19 protein-coding genes are annotated in these 15,706 nt (G+C 68.6%); 16 read left to right on the top strand and 3 right to left on the bottom strand.

The window, feature by feature from the left end:
• The coding region (locus CQY20_RS36135) for a hypothetical protein (protein WP_234816411.1) at nucleotides 1–129 on the top strand (129 nt) is incomplete at its 5' end.
• Between the two features lie 3 nt (nucleotides 130–132).
• Here CQY20_RS36135 and CQY20_RS25435 read toward each other — a convergent pair.
• Together CQY20_RS25435 and CQY20_RS25440 are read right to left on the bottom strand one after the other, a co-directional pair.
• Entirely contained in the window at nucleotides 133–1,173 is a 1,041-nt protein-coding gene (locus tag CQY20_RS25435) for an LLM class F420-dependent oxidoreductase (RefSeq protein ID WP_097942847.1), read from the bottom strand.
• Between the two features lie 88 nt (nucleotides 1,174–1,261).
• Complete coding sequence (locus tag CQY20_RS25440; RefSeq protein ID WP_097942870.1) at nucleotides 1,262–2,107, bottom strand: dienelactone hydrolase family protein; 846 nt, start codon at nucleotides 2,105–2,107, stop codon at nucleotides 1,262–1,264.
• Nucleotides 2,108–2,306: 199 nt separating this feature from the next.
• Between CQY20_RS25440 and CQY20_RS34565 the strand changes: the two genes are divergently transcribed.
• From CQY20_RS34565 to gad, 6 genes are all read left to right on the top strand, one after another.
• Nucleotides 2,307–2,555: a hypothetical protein gene (locus CQY20_RS34565; RefSeq protein WP_133119130.1), complete on the top strand. Its 249-nt coding sequence runs from the start codon at nucleotides 2,307–2,309 to the stop codon at nucleotides 2,553–2,555.
• 114 nt (nucleotides 2,556–2,669) lie between these two features.
• On the top strand, nucleotides 2,670–4,544 hold the full coding sequence (gene glmS, locus CQY20_RS25445) for a glutamine--fructose-6-phosphate transaminase (isomerizing) (protein WP_097942848.1): 1,875 nt from the start codon (nucleotides 2,670–2,672) through the stop codon (nucleotides 4,542–4,544).
• On the top strand, nucleotides 4,545–5,447 hold the full coding sequence (locus CQY20_RS25450) for an alpha/beta fold hydrolase (RefSeq protein ID WP_234816409.1): 903 nt from the start codon (nucleotides 4,545–4,547) through the stop codon (nucleotides 5,445–5,447).
• Between the two features lie 88 nt (nucleotides 5,448–5,535).
• Nucleotides 5,536–5,691 carry a hypothetical protein gene (locus CQY20_RS34915; RefSeq protein WP_163700808.1) on the top strand — a complete coding sequence of 52 codons (156 nt, stop codon included), beginning with the start codon at nucleotides 5,536–5,538 and terminating at the stop codon, nucleotides 5,689–5,691.
• 50 nt (nucleotides 5,692–5,741) lie between these two features.
• On the top strand, nucleotides 5,742–7,163 hold the full coding sequence (locus CQY20_RS25455; protein WP_097942849.1) for an NAD(P)H-hydrate dehydratase: 1,422 nt from the start codon (nucleotides 5,742–5,744) through the stop codon (nucleotides 7,161–7,163).
• A 31-nt stretch (nucleotides 7,164–7,194) separates the two neighbouring features.
• A complete protein-coding gene (gad, locus tag CQY20_RS25460) occupies nucleotides 7,195–8,589 on the top strand; it encodes a glutamate decarboxylase (protein ID WP_097942850.1) in 1,395 nt (464 codons plus the stop codon).
• Between the two features lie 18 nt (nucleotides 8,590–8,607).
• Here the strand turns inward: gad and CQY20_RS25465 are convergent, their stop codons facing one another.
• Nucleotides 8,608–9,645, bottom strand: coding sequence for a helix-turn-helix domain-containing protein (locus CQY20_RS25465; RefSeq protein WP_097942851.1), 1,038 nt, complete (start codon nucleotides 9,643–9,645; stop codon nucleotides 8,608–8,610).
• 96 nt (nucleotides 9,646–9,741) lie between these two features.
• On the opposite strand from CQY20_RS25465, the gene CQY20_RS25470 reads away from it, so the two are divergent.
• The 9 genes from CQY20_RS25470 (at nucleotide 9,742) to CQY20_RS25505 (ending at nucleotide 15,585) form a co-directional block, all read left to right on the top strand.
• The gene (locus CQY20_RS25470) at nucleotides 9,742–10,641 is read left to right on the top strand and encodes an alpha/beta hydrolase (RefSeq protein WP_097942872.1); all 900 of its coding nucleotides are present in this window, start codon (nucleotides 9,742–9,744) and stop codon (nucleotides 10,639–10,641) included.
• Between the two features lie 8 nt (nucleotides 10,642–10,649).
• Nucleotides 10,650–11,096 (top strand): hypothetical protein, encoded by a 447-nt coding sequence (locus CQY20_RS35210; RefSeq protein WP_174814677.1) that lies wholly within the window; start codon nucleotides 10,650–10,652, stop codon nucleotides 11,094–11,096.
• A complete protein-coding gene (locus CQY20_RS36005; RefSeq protein ID WP_272938832.1) occupies nucleotides 11,093–11,215 on the top strand; it encodes a hypothetical protein in 123 nt (40 codons plus the stop codon). Before CQY20_RS35210 ends, CQY20_RS36005 begins: the two co-directional genes overlap by 4 nt.
• Nucleotides 11,216–11,306: 91 nt before the next feature.
• Entirely contained in the window at nucleotides 11,307–12,479 is a 1,173-nt protein-coding gene (alr, locus tag CQY20_RS25480) for an alanine racemase (protein ID WP_097942852.1), read from the top strand.
• Between the two features lie 65 nt (nucleotides 12,480–12,544).
• Nucleotides 12,545–13,009 (top strand): tRNA (adenosine(37)-N6)-threonylcarbamoyltransferase complex ATPase subunit type 1 TsaE, encoded by a 465-nt coding sequence (tsaE, locus tag CQY20_RS25485; RefSeq protein ID WP_097942874.1) that lies wholly within the window; start codon nucleotides 12,545–12,547, stop codon nucleotides 13,007–13,009.
• Nucleotides 13,006–13,641, top strand: coding sequence for a tRNA (adenosine(37)-N6)-threonylcarbamoyltransferase complex dimerization subunit type 1 TsaB (gene tsaB / locus CQY20_RS25490; RefSeq protein ID WP_097942875.1), 636 nt, complete (start codon nucleotides 13,006–13,008; stop codon nucleotides 13,639–13,641). The genes tsaE and tsaB overlap by 4 nt, the downstream gene beginning before the upstream one ends.
• Nucleotides 13,638–14,102 carry a ribosomal protein S18-alanine N-acetyltransferase gene (gene rimI / locus CQY20_RS25495; RefSeq protein ID WP_097942853.1) on the top strand — a complete coding sequence of 155 codons (465 nt, stop codon included), beginning with the start codon at nucleotides 13,638–13,640 and terminating at the stop codon, nucleotides 14,100–14,102. The genes tsaB and rimI overlap by 4 nt, the downstream gene beginning before the upstream one ends.
• Nucleotides 14,099–15,121 carry a tRNA (adenosine(37)-N6)-threonylcarbamoyltransferase complex transferase subunit TsaD gene (gene tsaD, locus CQY20_RS25500; RefSeq protein ID WP_097942854.1) on the top strand — a complete coding sequence of 341 codons (1,023 nt, stop codon included), beginning with the start codon at nucleotides 14,099–14,101 and terminating at the stop codon, nucleotides 15,119–15,121. Before rimI ends, tsaD begins: the two co-directional genes overlap by 4 nt.
• Nucleotides 15,118–15,585 carry a nuclear transport factor 2 family protein gene (locus tag CQY20_RS25505; protein WP_234816410.1) on the top strand — a complete coding sequence of 156 codons (468 nt, stop codon included), beginning with the start codon at nucleotides 15,118–15,120 and terminating at the stop codon, nucleotides 15,583–15,585. The genes tsaD and CQY20_RS25505 overlap by 4 nt, the downstream gene beginning before the upstream one ends.
• The last annotated feature ends 121 nt before the right edge of the window (nucleotides 15,586–15,706 follow it).

Consider the following 15,706-nt stretch of genomic DNA (forward strand, 5'->3'; position numbering starts at 1 on the left):
ACGCCACCCCCCGCACCGGTGCCGCCCCCGCCGCAACCCGTGAGCGAGCCGCCGCCGGACGCGGAATCCCTTGGTGCGCAGACCCCGTGCGAGATCGCGGCCGACGAGCTGCCGCAGGCCGGCCCGTGACGCCTAGGGGAGCAGCTCGTGCAACTGCTCGACGAATCGCACGGATTCGCGGCGGTCGGTGGTCAGCGGGTGCACCAACAGGGTCGTCACTCCCGCTTCCGCGTACGCGGCGAGGCGTTCCTTCACGAATCCGCGTGGCCCGATGAGGGATACGTGACGCACGAGTTCGTCGGGCACGGCGTCGATCGCCTCGGCCTTGCGGCCGGATAGGTATAGATCCTGAATGTGGTTGGCGACGTCGCCGAACCCGTAGCGGGTCGCGAGGTTGTGGTAGAAGTTCTTGCCGCGGGCGCCCATGCCGCCGATGTACAGCGCCAGTTGCGGTTTCGCCCACGCCAGCCTGTCCTCGACATCGTCGCCGATGGCCAGCGTGGCGCTGACCATCACGTCGAGCGGCCCGAGCTGCGGGTCACGCTTGGCCAGGCCGGCGCGCAGCGCGTCGCCCCAGGCCTCGTCGGCCTTCTCCGGATAGAAGAACACCGGCTGCCAGCCCTCGGCGATCTCGGCGGTCAGCTCCACATTCTTCGGGCCCAGCGCGGCGATCGTGATCGGGATACGTTCGCGCACAGGGTGATTGATCAGGTGAAGCGGCTTGCCCAGCCCGGTGCCCCGGTCGGGCGGCAGCGGGATCTGATAGTGCTTGCCGTCCAACTTCACGTTCTCGCGACGCCACACCTGCCTGCAGATCGCCACCACTTCGCGGGTGCGGCCCAGCGGCGCGTCGAACGGCACGCCGTGGAAGCCCTCGATCACCTGCGGGCCGGACGTCCCGATGCCGAGGCGGAACCGGCCGTCGGACACGTAATCCAGTCCCGCGGCTGTCATCGCTAACAGGGACGGGGTGCGGACGTAGATCGGCACGACGCCGGTGCCCAGTTCAATGCGCGATGTCTTCGCCGCCAGGAAGCCCAGTTGGCTGATCGCGTCGAACGAGTACGCCTCGGCGACGAGGGCGATGTCGACGCCGACCTTCTCCAATTCGACGACTTCGTCGACCGCCTCGAGGAAGCCGCCGGCGTAGTTGAGGAAAATCCCGGTCCGCATTTTGGGCACCCACAAGTTATACCCCCAACCGGTTGGTTGGGCAGTGCCGGGGTGTGTCGGCGCGATCAGTGCAGCGCTGGGTCGCAGACTAGGGCTTCAGCAGCGCGACGACTTTGTTCTCCAAGTCGACGGGGTCGCCCGCGAACGGATCCATCACCGCGGCCTTGGGCAGATCAACCTCGGGGTCGGCGAAGTCGCGGTAGGCCTTGTCGCCGGTGAGCATGTGCAGCAGGTAGCCGGTAGTCAACGCGCGCACCAACTTCTGGGTGTCCTTGTCGGCGCCGGGCAGTCCGACAACGCGGGCCAGCCGACGCCCCTCGATCAAACCGCCGGCCTTTGCCTTCGGCATCGCCCGCAGCGTGGCCGTCTTCCATGCGCGCGCCAACTCGACCGCGTTGGAGCGAAGCGACATCGGATCGCCCGGGTCGGTCAGGATCAGGCCGGGCACCTGCAACGTCGCCGCGGCCTCCTGCGCGGCCGGCTTGGTGACCGTCGGGAACGCGGCGACGACGGCCTTCGGTTTGGCGGGCATCCCGGCCGCGGCGAATACCGCTGTCGACGCGCCGAAGCCGTGGCCGACGAGGCCGAGCTTGTTGGGATGCACGCTGATGTTGCCGTCGCCCAACCGCACGCCGGCAATGATGTCCAGCGCGGTGCCGAGGTCGAACGCCAGATTCAGCACCGATGGCGCGATGCCTTTCTCCGTGTCGGGGGCCGCCGCGACGATGCCCCACGACGCCAGGTGCTCGAGGGTGCCGGTGTAGCGCTCGACGCCGGTCAGCCATTCGTGGGCGAACGCGATGCCGGGCAGGTTGAAGCCGGACTCGGGGGTATAGACCACGCCGGGCAGCCCGGCGAAGGACAGATCGCCACGCAACACACGATGCGGGCCACGCCGTTTCAGCGCCGCGAAAAGCTTCTTCGTGCTGGCCACCTGTTGACCGTAGCCCACGGGCGCGACGGTCGGGTTAAGTCCCGGCTGTCGTGGTGGCCTGCCGGCCGAGGTCAGCATTGGGAGGAAAGACATATCGCCCGCACAGCCTCTGCACAAGTAGTGCGGCCTAGCATCGAAACCAGGACGGGTACGAGTCACATTGTCCGATAACGATTTTGGGATATCGATGAAGAGGCTGATGAAACTTGTAGCGGGGGTTGGCATCGCGGGAGCGATGTCGCTTGCCGCCCTCGGCTTTGGGTCCGCGATGGCGAACGCCGCGCCGACGACCCCGGCAACACAGGCGGGTTACGCGCGGTGGGGCCACGGCTTCGGGCCCGGCCCATGGCTGCCGCCGCCACCGCGCCCGGCCTGGGGATACGACTACGATTACTACGCGCCGCCGTGTGTGAGCGGTCCGTTGGGCCTCGTGCGCGTGTGTCCGTAGGAAATCCACGCCGCGTTAATTAGCCATATGAGAGTTGCGGCACGTAAAGTGCACTACAAGCCAGCGTGTCGGCGAATATGACCTTAGCTGGGTAGTCGTCTACGCTGGGGGACTATGTGTGGAATCGTCGGCTACGTCGGCACTCGGGAAGCCCGCGGGGTCGTCGTCGACGCGCTGCGTCGCATGGAGTACCGCGGCTACGACTCCTCGGGTGTCGCGTTGCTCGACGGAGCCGGGGGGATAACGGTCCGCCGGCGCGCCGGTCGGCTGGCCAATCTCGAGGCGGCCCTGGCCGAAACGGACGCCGCCAGCCTCGTGGGCACCACCGGCCTCGGCCACACCCGCTGGGCCACCCACGGCAGGCCGACCGACCGCAACGCCCACCCGCACCGCGACGCGTCGGGCAAGATCGCCGTCGTCCACAACGGCATCATCGAGAACTACGCCGGGCTGCGCCAGGAGTTGGAAGCCCTGGGCGTGGAGTTCGCCAGCGACACCGATACCGAGGTCGCCGTGCATCTGGTGGCCCGCGCATACCGCAACGGCGACACGGCCGGCGACTTCACCCGCTCGGTGTTCGCGGTGCTGCCCCGGCTGGAAGGCCACTTCACGCTGGTGTTCGCCAACGCTGACGATCCCGGCACGATCGTGGCGGCGCGCCGGTCCACGCCTCTGGTGCTCGGCGTCGGCGACGGAGAGATGTTCGTCGGATCCGATGTCGCGGCATTCATCGAGCACACCCGTGACGCCATCGAACTCGGTCAGGATCAGGCCGTCGTGGTCACCGCCGACGGATACCGCATCACCGACTTCGAAGGCAACGACGTCGACCCGGTCAACGGCTACCGCCAGTTCCGCATCGACTGGGACCTCTCGGCCGCCGAGAAGGGCGGCTACGAGTACTTCATGCTCAAGGAGATCGCCGAGCAGCCCGCCGCCGTCGCCGACACCTTGCTCGGTCACTTCGTCGACGGCCGCATCGTGCTCGACGAGCAGCGGCTGTCCGATCAGGAACTGCGCGAGATCGACAAGGTCTTCATCGTCGCGTGCGGCACCGCTTACCATTCCGGGCTGTTGGCCAAATACGCGATCGAGCACTGGACCCGGCTGCCCGTGGAGGCCGAACTGGCCAGCGAGTTCCGCTACCGCGACCCGGTTTTGGACCGCAGCACGCTGGTGATCGCGATCTCGCAGTCCGGCGAGACCGCCGACACGCTCGAAGCGGTGCGGCACGCCAAGGAGCAGAAGGCCAAGGTGTTGGCGATCTGCAATACCAACGGCAGCCAGATCCCGCGCGAATGCGACGCCGTGCTCTACACCCGCGCCGGGCCGGAGATCGGCGTCGCCTCGACCAAGACCTTCCTGGCGCAGATCGCCGCCAACTATCTCGTCGGCCTTGCGCTCGCACAGGCGCGCGGCACCAAATACCCCGACGAGGTCGAGCGCGAGTACCGCGAGCTGGAGGCCATGCCCGAACTGGTGCAGCGGGTGCTGGCGACCGTCGAGCCGGTGTCGCAGCTGGCCCGTCGCTTCGCGAAGTCGCCCACCGTGCTGTTCCTCGGCCGCCATGTCGGCTATCCGGTTGCCCTGGAGGGAGCGCTGAAGCTCAAGGAGCTCGCCTACATGCACGCCGAAGGCTTCGCCGCGGGTGAGCTCAAGCACGGGCCGATCGCGCTCATCGAGGAGGGGCTGCCGGTCATCGTGGTGATGCCTTCACCGAAGAATGCTGCGACGCTGCACGCCAAGCTGCTGTCGAACATCCGCGAGATCCAGGCCCGCGGCGCGCTGACCATCGTTATCGCCGAGGAAGGCGACGACACCGTGCGGCCCTACGCCGATCACCTGGTCGAAATTCCGGCGGTGTCAACCCTTTTCCAGCCGCTACTGTCGACCGTCCCGCTTCAGGTGTTCGCCGCAGGGGTGGCGCAGGCCCGCGGCTACGACGTGGACAAGCCGCGCAACCTGGCCAAGTCGGTCACCGTCGAATAGGTGGGTAAACGGCGCAGGGTCGGACACTTCCGCAGCGAATCGGCGCGCTCGCGATTCCTGTCCGTGTATCGCCGCGCCATGGCCGAGTTGCCGCCCTACAGCGAATCGCTTGACGTCGCAACGTCGTTCGGCACGGTGCGGGCTTACCGCTTTGATGGCCCGTCCGACGGCCCGCCGGTGGTGCTGCTGCCGGGCCGCAATGCGTCGACCTCGATGTGGCGAACCAACATCCCACCCCTGTTGGCGCGCCGCACCCTGATCGGGCTTGATCTGCTCGGCGAAGCGGGAATGTCGGTGCAGGACAAACCCATCGGCGACGCCGCCGAGGAGGCCCAATGGCTCGACGAGACTTTGGCCGGGCTCGGGCTGGTCCGTGTGCACCTGCTGGGAGTGTCGATCGGCGGCTGGACGGCGGCCAACGCGGCGATCCACAAACCCGCCCGTATCGCGTCGGTGGCGCTGCTCGACCCGGTGATGACGTTCGCGCCGGCGCCGCCGAAGGCGGTCGCGGCGTCGTTGGCGCTGTTCCTGCCCGTACCGCAGCCGCTGCGGCGACGGGTACTGAGCTGGATCTCCGGCGGCGCCGACGCCGACGACTCCTTGCCCGAGGCGCAGCTGATCTCCGCCGCGGCGAAGAGCTTCGTCATCGACAAAGCCATGCCGAAGGTGTTCACCGACGACCAGCTGCGTTCGTTGCAGCGGCCCACGCTGGCGCTGATCGCGGTTCGCAGCGTGATGCTGGACGCGGCCCGCGCACTGGCGAGGGCTCGCAGGCTACTGCCGCAGGGGCAGGTCGAGCTGTGGCCCGACGCCTCGCACGCCATCAACGGCGAATATCCCGACGAGATCGCGGCGCGGGCCCACCGGTTCTGGGACGACGTGGACATGAAGGTGACCACATGAGCCCAGCGCAACGCCCACCGCAAACGGGCTCGGACCTACGATGGAGCCGAGCGCACGCCATGTCGCAATATGAGGGAGGCTCTGACACATGAGCACGGTTTCCGACCGCGAATCTTCACCTGACCCAGAGGGCGCTCGTGATTCGTTCAAGGAGTTCATCGAGGAGCGCTACGGCGAATGGGAGCGCGAGTTCGGCGACGACGTCAACGTGAGGCGCACGGCTTCGTTCGATCCCAAGAATTGACCCGCCGCGATGCGTGGACCCCAGGCTGACCGCATCACCGGGGCACGCTGATGCGGTATTACTACTCCGCTGACGCGATCCGCCAAGCCGAAGCGCCGCTGCTGGCGTCGCTGCCCGACGGCGCGCTGATGCGGCGCGCCGCATTCGGCTTGGCCACCGCGATCGCACGCGAACTCGTGGCGCGCACCGGTGGCATCGCCGGGCGGTCGGTCTGCGCGGTCGTCGGCTCCGGCGACAACGGCGGCGACGCGCTGTGGGCGGCGACCTTCCTGCGACGCCGAGGCGCCGTGGCCGCCGCCGTACTCCTCAATCCCGAACGGGCACACCGCAAAGCGTTATCAGCGTTCGAGAAGGCCGGCGGTCGCGTGGTGCAATCCGTGGCTGCGACAACCGATCTGGTGATCGACGGCGTCGTGGGCATCTCCGGGTCCGGGCCGCTGCGCCCCGCCGCCGCCGAGGTCTTCTCCGCCGTCGACGACGCGGGAATCCCCGTGGTGGCGGTCGACATTCCCAGCGGCGTCGACGTGCACACCGGTGCAGTGAGCGGGCCAGCCGTGCACGCCGCGCTCACCGTGACCTTCGGCGGCCTCAAACCCGTTCACGCGCTTGGTGAGTGCGGACGCGTCGAACTGGTCGACATCGGGCTCGACCTGGGGCCGACCGACATCATGAGCTTCGAGGCGGCCGACGTCGCCGCCCGCTGGCCCACACCCGGGCCGAAGGACGACAAGTACACCCAGGGCGTGACCGGTGTGCTGGCCGGCTCGGCGACCTATCCCGGCGCCGCGGTGCTGTGCACCGGGGGAGCGGTGGCGGCCACCTCCGGCATGGTGCGCTACGCGGGAAGCGCTGGGCAGCAGGTTCTTTCGCATTGGCCCGAAGTGATCGCGTCGCCGACACCGGGCTCTGCCGGTCGGGTGCAGGCGTGGGTCGTCGGCCCCGGAATCGGCACCGACGAAGCGGGCGCGGCGGCGCTGTGGTTCGCGCTCGACACCGACCTGCCGGTCATCGTCGACGCCGACGCGCTGACGATTCTGGCGGCCCACCCCGATCTACTCGCCAACCGCAGAGCGCCGACGGTGTTGACCCCACACGCGGGCGAATTCGCGCGGCTGGCAGGCGCACCCCCGGGCGACGACCGCGTCGCCGCCACCCGCAAGCTGGCCGACCGGTTCGGCGCCACCGTGCTGCTGAAGGGCAACGTCACCGTCATCGCCGAGCCCGGCGGGTCGGTCTACCTCAATCCGGCCGGTGAGTCCTGGGCGGCCACCGCCGGGTCGGGTGACGTGTTGTCCGGCATCATCGGCGCGCTGCTGGCCGCGGGACTGCCTGCCGGTGAAGCCGCCGCGGCCGCTGCGTTCGTGCATTCCCGCGCGGCCAACCTGTCGGCCGCCGATCCGGGCCCGCGGCCCGCACCCACCTCCTCATCCCGCATCCTCGCCCACGTCCGCACCGCCATCGCCAATCTGTAGTCGTCGCACTGCCGCCACGAAAGGACTCTCCATGACCCCCAGCCGTTCGACCGCGCCCCAGATTGCCCCGGCCTACACCGGGCGAATGGCGATGGCGCCGATCCCGTCGTTGCGGATGCCCGACGACCCAATGGATCCCGAGGCCGCCTACCGCTTCATCCACGACGAACTGATGCTCGACGGCAGTTCGCGGCTGAACCTCGCGACGTTCGTGACGACGTGGATGGATCCGCAGGCCGAACGGCTGATGGCGGAGACCTTCGACAAGAACATGATCGACAAGGACGAATATCCGGCCACCGCCGCGATCGAGACACGCTGCGTGTCGATGGTGGCCGACCTGTTCCACGCCGAGGGGCTGCGCGACGACGACCCGTCCAGCGCCACCGGGGTGTCGACGATCGGTTCGAGCGAGGCGGTGATGCTCGCCGGTCTCGCGATGAGTTGGCGGTGGCGCCAACGGGTCAGCGGTTCGGACAAGGACAGCTGGCGCTCGCGCAGGCCGAATCTGGTGATGGGCTCCAATGTGCAGGTGGTGTGGGAGAAGTTCTGCCGCTACTTCGACGTCGAGCCGCGGTATCTGCCGATGGAGCCGGGTCGCTACGTCATCACGCCCGAGCAGGTGCTGGAGAACATCGACGAAGACACCATCGGCGTCGTCGCGATCCTAGGCACCACCTACACCGGTGAGCTCGAACCGATCGGCGAAATCTGTGCGGCCCTGGACAAACTCGCCGCCGACGGCGGACTGGATATCCCGGTGCATGTCGACGCGGCCAGCGGCGGATTCGTCGTCCCGTTCCTGCACCCCGACCTCGTCTGGGACTTCCGGCTGCCGCGAGTGGTCTCGATCAACGTCAGCGGCCACAAGTACGGCCTGACCTATCCCGGCATCGGTTTCGTCGTGTGGCGCAGCGCCGAACACCTGCCCGAAGAACTCGTCTTCCGGGTCAACTACCTCGGCGGCGACATGCCGACGTTCACGTTGAACTTCTCTCGGCCGGGCAATCAGGTTGTGGGGCAGTACTACAACTTCCTGCGGCTGGGCCGCAGCGGCTACGAGCGGGTGATGAACTCGCTGTCACAGACCGCGCGGTGGCTGGGTGACCAGTTGCGCAACAGTGAGCATTTCGAGCTGATCTCCGACGGCTCGGCGATTCCGGTGATCAGCTTCCGGTTGAAGGGCGATCGGGGCTACACCGAATTCGACGTCTCCCACGCGCTTCGGGCCTACGGCTGGCAGGTGCCGGCTTATACGATGCCGGAAAACGCCACCGATGTGTCTGTGTTGCGAATCGTTGTACGCGAGGGCTTTTCGATGGATCTGGCGCGTGCGCTGTACGACGACACCGTGACTGTTCTGGGCCAACTCGATGAACTCAAGCCCGGCGGCCACTACAACCACCTGAAACCGTTCGCGCACTGAGCGTGGCCGTGTCGCGGCTCAACTGTCGTTGAGCAGACGCCACGCCGTGAGGGCGATCCGCGCCCGCAGCAGGCCGGTCGGATCGGTGAGCTCGAAGCCCATCGTCTTGCCCAGCTGGTCGAGGCGGCGGGCGACGCTGCTGTGGTGCAGATGCAGAACATCGGCGGCGCGGCGCAGCGACCCGGTTGTGCAGTACGCGTCGAGGGTGTCCAAATCGTCTGCATTGCAGGCGATTTGCGCGACGGCAGCCACATCGGCGTTATCGCGGGCGGTGTCGGCGGGGACTTCGGCGAGCAACGCAAGCGCGCCGAGATCGGCGTAGTGCAGCACGGGTTGGCGTGCGGTGGTGAAGCGCAGCGCCGTGCGCGCCTGCCGCCACGCCCGGTCCGGGCGTTGTGCGGCGCCGATGCCCGCGCACACGCCTGCGGGAAACCGCGCCGTGTCGACGGTGGAGGCGAGCACGACGCCGACGTCGGCAAGCTGTGCGGCTTTGACCGGGCGCCCAGGACAGATCGCGGCGCCGACCCTGTCCAGCGACGGCTGCGATCGGACTGCCACGACTCGCACCGGATGGTCGGCGCGGAAACCGAGCAGCCGCAGTGCACGGTCCCTGGCTGCGGCATCGCTGGCGGAGCTGATCACCAGTTCGACGAGTGCGGGGTCGGCCATCGTCGTGCGGGCGGGCCCGTACCTTTCCACCACCGACGCCACGGCGATCGCGAGCCGGTCCAGCAGCAGTTCGTCGAGCTTCGCGGGCGGGCCGGGCCGCTCCAGCCAGACCGTACCGATCTCCTCGTCGTCGAGCGTGACTGCGGCCCGCGTCGAGACCTGCTGCGGTTGACCGGCCGCCTCGGTGCCGTCGCAGGACATGCGGATCATCCGGTCGGTGCCCGTCAATTGAATGCCTGCGGTGCATTCGGCCAGTCCGGCGGACGCCCGGGCCAATCCGGGCAGATCGACACGGCGGCGGATCAGGGCGTCGTAGAACGTGACGACGCGAAGGGCGCCTCCGGCGTCGGTGTCCAGGCGCGACAACCGCGCCACCAACGCCTCCATACGGGCAGCCTATGCGGCGATCGTCGCGCTATCGACCGAATATGTGCGACGAATGTCGGATGATTCCGCGTGTCGGCGGCGGAGAGGATCGCTGACATGGATCCCGAACTCGAAGCTTTCCTGGCGCTCTTTCCGCCCGCGCAGCTGCGCGACCCGATCGCCGAACGCAAGAACTTCGCCGAGCTGGCGGCCGCCATACCTGTGCCTGACACCTCCGGCATCGACATCGAAGACCGCATCGTGCCCGCCGATCCCGACGTTGCGGTGCGGATCTACCGCCCGCACGGCGCCGAGGGCGCGATCGTGTGGCTGCACGGCGGCGGGTTCGTGATGGGCGATCTCGACACCGAGCATCCGTGGGCCACCCGCATCGCCGCCGGCTCCGGCGTGACGGTGATTTCGGTGGGCTACCGGCTGGCGCCCGAGAACCCGTTCCCGGCCGCTCTCGACGACGCCTACGCGGTGTTGAAGTGGACGGCCGAGCACGCGATCGAACTGGGCATCGACCCTGCGCGGATCGCGGTCGGAGGACACAGCGCAGGCGGCGGGCTCGCCGCCGCCCTGGCGTTGCGGGCCCGCGACGATCACGGCCCGGCGATCTGCTTTCAACTGCTCAACCAGCCCGGCCTGGACGACCGTCAGGAAACCTGGTCGGCGCGCACCTTCACCGACACACCGTGGATGAACCGTGACAAGGTGAGCCACGCCTGGCAGCACTATCTGGGCGGCGCACCCGCGACGCCGTACGCCGCGCCGTCGCGGGCCGCCGACTTGTCAGGCCTGCCGCCCACCCATATCGCCACCGCGGAGTTCTGTCCCAACCGCGACGAGGGACTCGACTACGCCATGCGGCTGCTGCGCAGCGGGGTGCCCGTCGAGGCACACCAGTGGCCAGGGACGTTTCACGGGTCGCAAGCGATCCTGTCCGCCGAGGTGTCCCAGCGACAGCTGGCCGAACTGGCCGCGGTGCTGCGCCGCGCCATGGCAGCTCAATGAGGTTCAACATGACTGACAAACGACCAGCGCTCGCCGCGATGTACGCCGGACTTGCGCTCACCATATTGGCGACGGCGGTCCCGTACGTCGACCGTGCCACCGGCAACGCCCTCGCCGAACACATCCGGGCCGGCTACCCGAGCTATCCGCAGGAGCGGATCGAGGTGGCGGCCAACACCTACCTGATCTACCTGTCGGCCGTCGGCGTGCTCGGCGTCATCGGCTGGGCAGTGACGATATGGGCCGTCAAGGCGGGCCGACGGTTCGCGCCCCTGCTGGCGGCTGCTCTGCTGGCGGCCGGAGTGACGGTGGGCCTGTTCAACCTGTTCGTCCGCGACACGTCCGGCGACACCGGCCTACCACCGATGTTGGCGTCGGTCGGGCTGCTGCCGTGCTTGACCGGTGTGGCCGCTGTAACTCTGCTGTGGACTCGGAGAAAAGAGGTCGCGGCATGACCACGACCACGATCGACCTGTCGACGAAGCCATCCCGCCTGGCGGCGGTGCTGCGCCGAATTCGACAAAATGGCGCGATCTACTCGGCCTTTTGCGCCCATTTGTCGGTTTGGGCGTAATCGGGGGGCAGGCCGTGGCGAGGGGGAGGCCAGACCGCCCGTAGTGGATATGGCGGTCGCGATCGGGGTTTCTGGGACAATCGGCGGAGACATGCCGACAACTGACCTCGCCACCGAAGTGACGCCGAGCGCAAACGCCGAGGCGGTGGTCGACCTTGCCGCGATCCGGCACAACGTGCGGGTGCTGCGGGAGCACGCCGGGTCGGCCGGGGTCATGGCCGTCGTCAAGGCCGACGGATACGGTCACGGCGCGCCGCAGGTGGCGCGGGCCGCGCTGGCGGCGGGTGCGGCCGAGATCGGGGTGGCCACCATCGAGGAGGCGCTTGCGCTACGCCGCGACGGCATCACCGCGCCGGTGCTGTCGTGGCTGCATCGGCAGGGCACCGATTTCGCGCCCGCACTGCAGTCCGACATCGGCGTGGCGCTGTCGTCGCCGCGACAGCTGGACGACTTGCTGACCGCCGTGGGGCGGACCGGACGCGCGGCCGAGGTCACGATCAAGGTCGACACCGGGCTGAACCGCAACGGTGTCAGCCCGACGGCATACCCGGCGATGCTGGCCACGTTGCGGCAGGCCGTCGCCGACGGCGCGATCCGGTTGCGCGGCATCATGTCGCACCTGGCCTACGGCGACGACCCCGAGAACCCCGTCAACGACCTGCAGGCGCAGCGGCTTCGCGACATGCGCGACCAAGCCCGCGACCAAGGGGTGCACTTCGAGATCGCGCACCTGTCGAACTCGCCCGCGGCGATGACCCGCCCCGACCTGGCCTTCGACATGATCCGCCCGGGCATCGCGGTCTACGGGCTGAGCCCGGTCCCGGAACTCGGCGACATGGGTCTGCGGCCCGCGATGACCCTGAAATGCTCCGTCGCACTGGTCCGTTCGGTGCGTCCAGGCGAAGGGGTGTCCTACGGGCACACCTGGATCGCCGACCGCGACACCACGCTGGCGCTGCTGCCGGTCGGCTACGCCGACGGGGTCTTTCGCACCCTCAGTGGTCGGATGAACGTACTCATCAACGGCAGGCTGCGGCCCAACGTCGGTCGCATCTGCATGGACCAGTTCGTCGTCGACCTCGGCCCGGACGCACATGATGTCCGCGAGGGCGACGAGGCGATCCTGTTCGGGCCGGGCACTGACGGCGAACCCACGGCCCAGGACTGGGCCGAGATGCTCGACACCATCCACTACGAGGTCGTCACCAGTCCGCGAGGTCGGGTCGTCAGGACGTATCGCGGAGCCGATGCCGGTGAGCTTTGACGACGCACATCCGCTGCGGCGCAAGCCGAACCCCGGTGGCGCGGGGCGAGATCGGATCGAGTCTCATGGTTGACCAGTCGGGAACCGCGGAGTTGCCCACTGCCGAGGACACCATGGCGCTGGGCGCCCAGCTCGCCGGGCAGCTGCGCGCCGGCGACGTGGTCGTGCTGTCCGGGCCGCTGGGCGCGGGAAAAACAGTGTTGGCCAAGGGAATCGCCGCGGCGATGGACGTCGACGGTCCGGTGACCTCGCCAACCTTTGTGCTGGCCAGAGTGCATCGCGCCCGCAAGCCCGGCGCACCCGACATGGTGCACGTCGACATGTATCGGCTGCTCGATCATCCGGGCACCGACCTGCTCGCCGAGCTCGACTCGCTCGACCTCGACACCGACCTGGCCGACGCCGTCGTTGTCGTCGAATGGGGCGAGGGCATCGTCGAGCGTCTGGCCGAACGTCACCTCGACATTCGGTTGGAGCGCTCGCCGGACACCGAAGTGCGGACGGCGATGTGGCGGTGGAGTACGTCATGACCGATGTCGTTCTGGCCATCGACACCGCGACGCCGGCCGTCACCGCGGGCGTCGTGCGGCGCGACGGCGACCGCATCGACGTACTCGCCGAACGGGTGACGGTCGACCCGCGGGCACACGCCGAACAGCTCACGCCCAACGTGGTGGCCGCGCTGGCCGACGCCGGGATCACCGTGAACGACCTGACCGCCGTCGTGGTGGGTTGCGGCCCAGGGCCTTTCACCGGTTTGCGGGTCGGCATGGCGACCGCAGCCGCCTTCGGGCAGGCGCTCGGAGTTCCCGTCTACGGCGTGTGCAGCCTCGACGCGATCGGTGTCGACACGGCGGGGGAGGTGCTCGTCGTCACCGACGCCCGCCGCCGCGAGGTGTATTGGGCGCGCTACCGCGACGGCGAGCGCGTCGAGGGCCCTGCCGTCAATGCGCCGTCCGATGTGCCGGCCAACGCCGGCGCTGTCGCCGGGTCTCCCGAGCACGCGGCGCTGTTCGCGCTGCCGCGTCAGCCCGCCGTCTACCCCACACCGTCGGGATTGGTGCGCGCCGTTGACTGGACGGCGCCGCCGCAGCCGCTGGTGCCGCTGTATCTGCGCAGGCCCGACGCCAAACCGCAGCCGGCTCCGGTGGTGACGCCGTGACCGTCACCTACGACGAATTGGGGCCCGGTGACGCGGCGCGGTGCGCGGAGCTGGAGGCCCAGCTCTTCGAGGGCGACGACCCGTGGCCCGCGGCGGCGTTTCTGCGCGAACTGGCCTCGCAGCACATCCACTACGTCGCCGCGCGCGCCGACGACAAGCTCGTGGGATATGGCGGCATCGCGCGGCTTGGCCGAAAACCGCCGTACGAGTACGAGATTCACACTATCGGGGTCGATCCGGCCTATCAGGGTCAGGGGATCGGGCGCGTGATGCTGAACCGGCTGCTGGACTACGCCGGCGACGGCACGGTGTATCTGGAGGTGCGGACCGACAATGTGCCCGCGATCGCGATGTATGAGAGCGCCGGGTTCGTCAAGATGGGGCTGCGCAAGCGCTACTACCGGGTGAGCGGCGCCGACGCCTACACGATGAAACGCCCGGCCCGAGAGGCAACGACATGACCATCGTCCTGGCCATCGAAAGTTCCTGCGACGAAACCGGAGTCGGCATCGCCGAGCTGGCCGCCGACGGCACGGTGACGCTGCTGGCCGACGAGGTCGCCTCCAGCGTCGATGAGCATGCCAGGTTCGGCGGTGTGGTGCCCGAGATCGCGTCGCGCGCACACCTGGAGGCGTTGGGCCCGACGATGCGCCGCGCATTGGAGGCCGCGGGCGTCACGAAGCCCGACGTCGTCGCGGCCACCATCGGCCCTGGCCTTGCGGGTGCCCTGCTGGTGGGGGTGGCGGCGGCCAAGGCGTATGCGGTGGCGTGGCAGGTGCCGTTCTATGCGGTCAACCATCTCGGCGGGCATCTGGCCGCCGACGTGTATGACCATGGGCCGCTGCCGGAATGCGTGGCGCTGCTGGTGTCGGGCGGGCACACCCATCTGCTGCACGTGCGGTCGCTGGCAGAGCCGATCGAAGAGCTCGGCAGCACCGTCGACGACGCCGCCGGCGAGGCGTACGACAAGGTCGCGCGGCTGCTGGGGCTGGGCTATCCCGGCGGAAAGGTGCTCGACGAGCTGGCCCGCGAAGGCGACCGCGACGCGATCGTGTTCCCGCGCGGCATGACCGGGCCGCGCGACGACCCGTACTCGTTCAGCTTCTCCGGGTTGAAGACCGCGGTCGCGCGCTACGTCGAGCGCAATCCGTCGGCGTCGCAGGCTGACGTCGCCGCCGGTTTCCAGGAGGCGGTGGCCGACGTGCTGACCGGCAAGGCCGTGCGCGCCGCCACCGAACTCGGTGTGTCCACGCTACTGATCGCCGGCGGGGTCGCCGCAAACTCCCGCCTGCGCGAGCTGGCCGAAGAGCGTTGTGCCGCCAAAAATTTGACGTTACGGATTCCGCGGCCGCGGCTGTGCACCGACAACGGCGCGATGATCGCGTCGTTCGCCGCGCATCTCATCGCCGCCGGGGCGCCGCCGTCCCCGCTCGACGTGGCCAGCGACCCAGGACTGCCGGTGGTGAAAGGTCAACTGTGAGTTCGCAAGTGGTGGCAGACAAACTCGAGGTCACCGAATTGCTGTACCGCTACGCCGAACTCGTCGACGCAGGAGACTTCGATGGTGTCGGAGCGTTGCTGTCCCGGGCCAGCTTCGGCGGTCCGTCGTCGGGATCGGTGTCGGGTGCCGAGAACATCGCCAACGTGTTCGCGATGACCACTCGCCGCTATCCCGATCACGGGAACGCCCCGCGCACAAGGCATCTGGTGCTCAACCCGATCGTCGAGATCCTCGACGACGAGACGGCCGTGAGCCGCTCCACCTTCTGCGTGGTGCAAGACACCGAGACGGTGCCTATCCAGCCCATCGTCGTCGGCCGCTACTACGACAAGTTCGGCCGCGATCACGGCGGTTGGTTTTTCACCGAGCGCACGGTCGAGATCCAGATGATCGGCGACGTGTCCGCACACCTGATGGTCGACCCGACGGCATTCGGGAGGTAGTCGCGGTGCACCACGACACGCGGCTCCGACCGGCCGCGCCGGCGCCCATGCGTTCGCCATCCACCGCGCTGCGGAGCTGCCCAGAGACCAGGCGCATCTGGGGCCGCAAACATCGAGGCGC

Origin of the sequence: Mycolicibacterium agri, assembly GCF_002553505.1 — a bacterium.
GTDB classification, from domain to species: Bacteria; Actinomycetota; Actinomycetes; order Mycobacteriales; family Mycobacteriaceae; genus Mycobacterium; species Mycobacterium agri.

What these genes read in the sequence shown, in the direction of transcription:
- CQY20_RS25435 (WP_097942847.1), bottom strand. Translation starts at nt 1,173, where the DNA reads ATGCGGACCGGGATTTTCCTCAACTACGCCGGCGGCTTCCTCGAGGCG.
- CQY20_RS34565 (WP_133119130.1), top strand. Translation starts at nt 2,307, where the DNA reads ATGAAACTTGTAGCGGGGGTTGGCATCGCGGGAGCGATGTCGCTTGCC.
- glmS (WP_097942848.1), top strand. Translation starts at nt 2,670, where the DNA reads ATGTGTGGAATCGTCGGCTACGTCGGCACTCGGGAAGCCCGCGGGGTC.
- CQY20_RS34915 (WP_163700808.1), top strand. Translation starts at nt 5,536, where the DNA reads ATGAGCACGGTTTCCGACCGCGAATCTTCACCTGACCCAGAGGGCGCT.
- CQY20_RS25455 (WP_097942849.1), top strand. Translation starts at nt 5,742, where the DNA reads ATGCGGTATTACTACTCCGCTGACGCGATCCGCCAAGCCGAAGCGCCG.
- gad (WP_097942850.1), top strand. Translation starts at nt 7,195, where the DNA reads ATGACCCCCAGCCGTTCGACCGCGCCCCAGATTGCCCCGGCCTACACC.
- CQY20_RS25465 (WP_097942851.1), bottom strand. Translation starts at nt 9,645, where the DNA reads ATGGAGGCGTTGGTGGCGCGGTTGTCGCGCCTGGACACCGACGCCGGA.
- CQY20_RS25470 (WP_097942872.1), top strand. Translation starts at nt 9,742, where the DNA reads ATGGATCCCGAACTCGAAGCTTTCCTGGCGCTCTTTCCGCCCGCGCAG.
- CQY20_RS35210 (WP_174814677.1), top strand. Translation starts at nt 10,650, where the DNA reads ATGACTGACAAACGACCAGCGCTCGCCGCGATGTACGCCGGACTTGCG.
- CQY20_RS36005 (WP_272938832.1), top strand. Translation starts at nt 11,093, where the DNA reads ATGACCACGACCACGATCGACCTGTCGACGAAGCCATCCCGCCTGGCG.
- alr (WP_097942852.1), top strand. Translation starts at nt 11,307, where the DNA reads ATGCCGACAACTGACCTCGCCACCGAAGTGACGCCGAGCGCAAACGCC.
- tsaE (WP_097942874.1), top strand. Translation starts at nt 12,545, where the DNA reads ATGGTTGACCAGTCGGGAACCGCGGAGTTGCCCACTGCCGAGGACACC.
- tsaB (WP_097942875.1), top strand. Translation starts at nt 13,006, where the DNA reads ATGACCGATGTCGTTCTGGCCATCGACACCGCGACGCCGGCCGTCACC.
- tsaD (WP_097942854.1), top strand. Translation starts at nt 14,099, where the DNA reads ATGACCATCGTCCTGGCCATCGAAAGTTCCTGCGACGAAACCGGAGTC.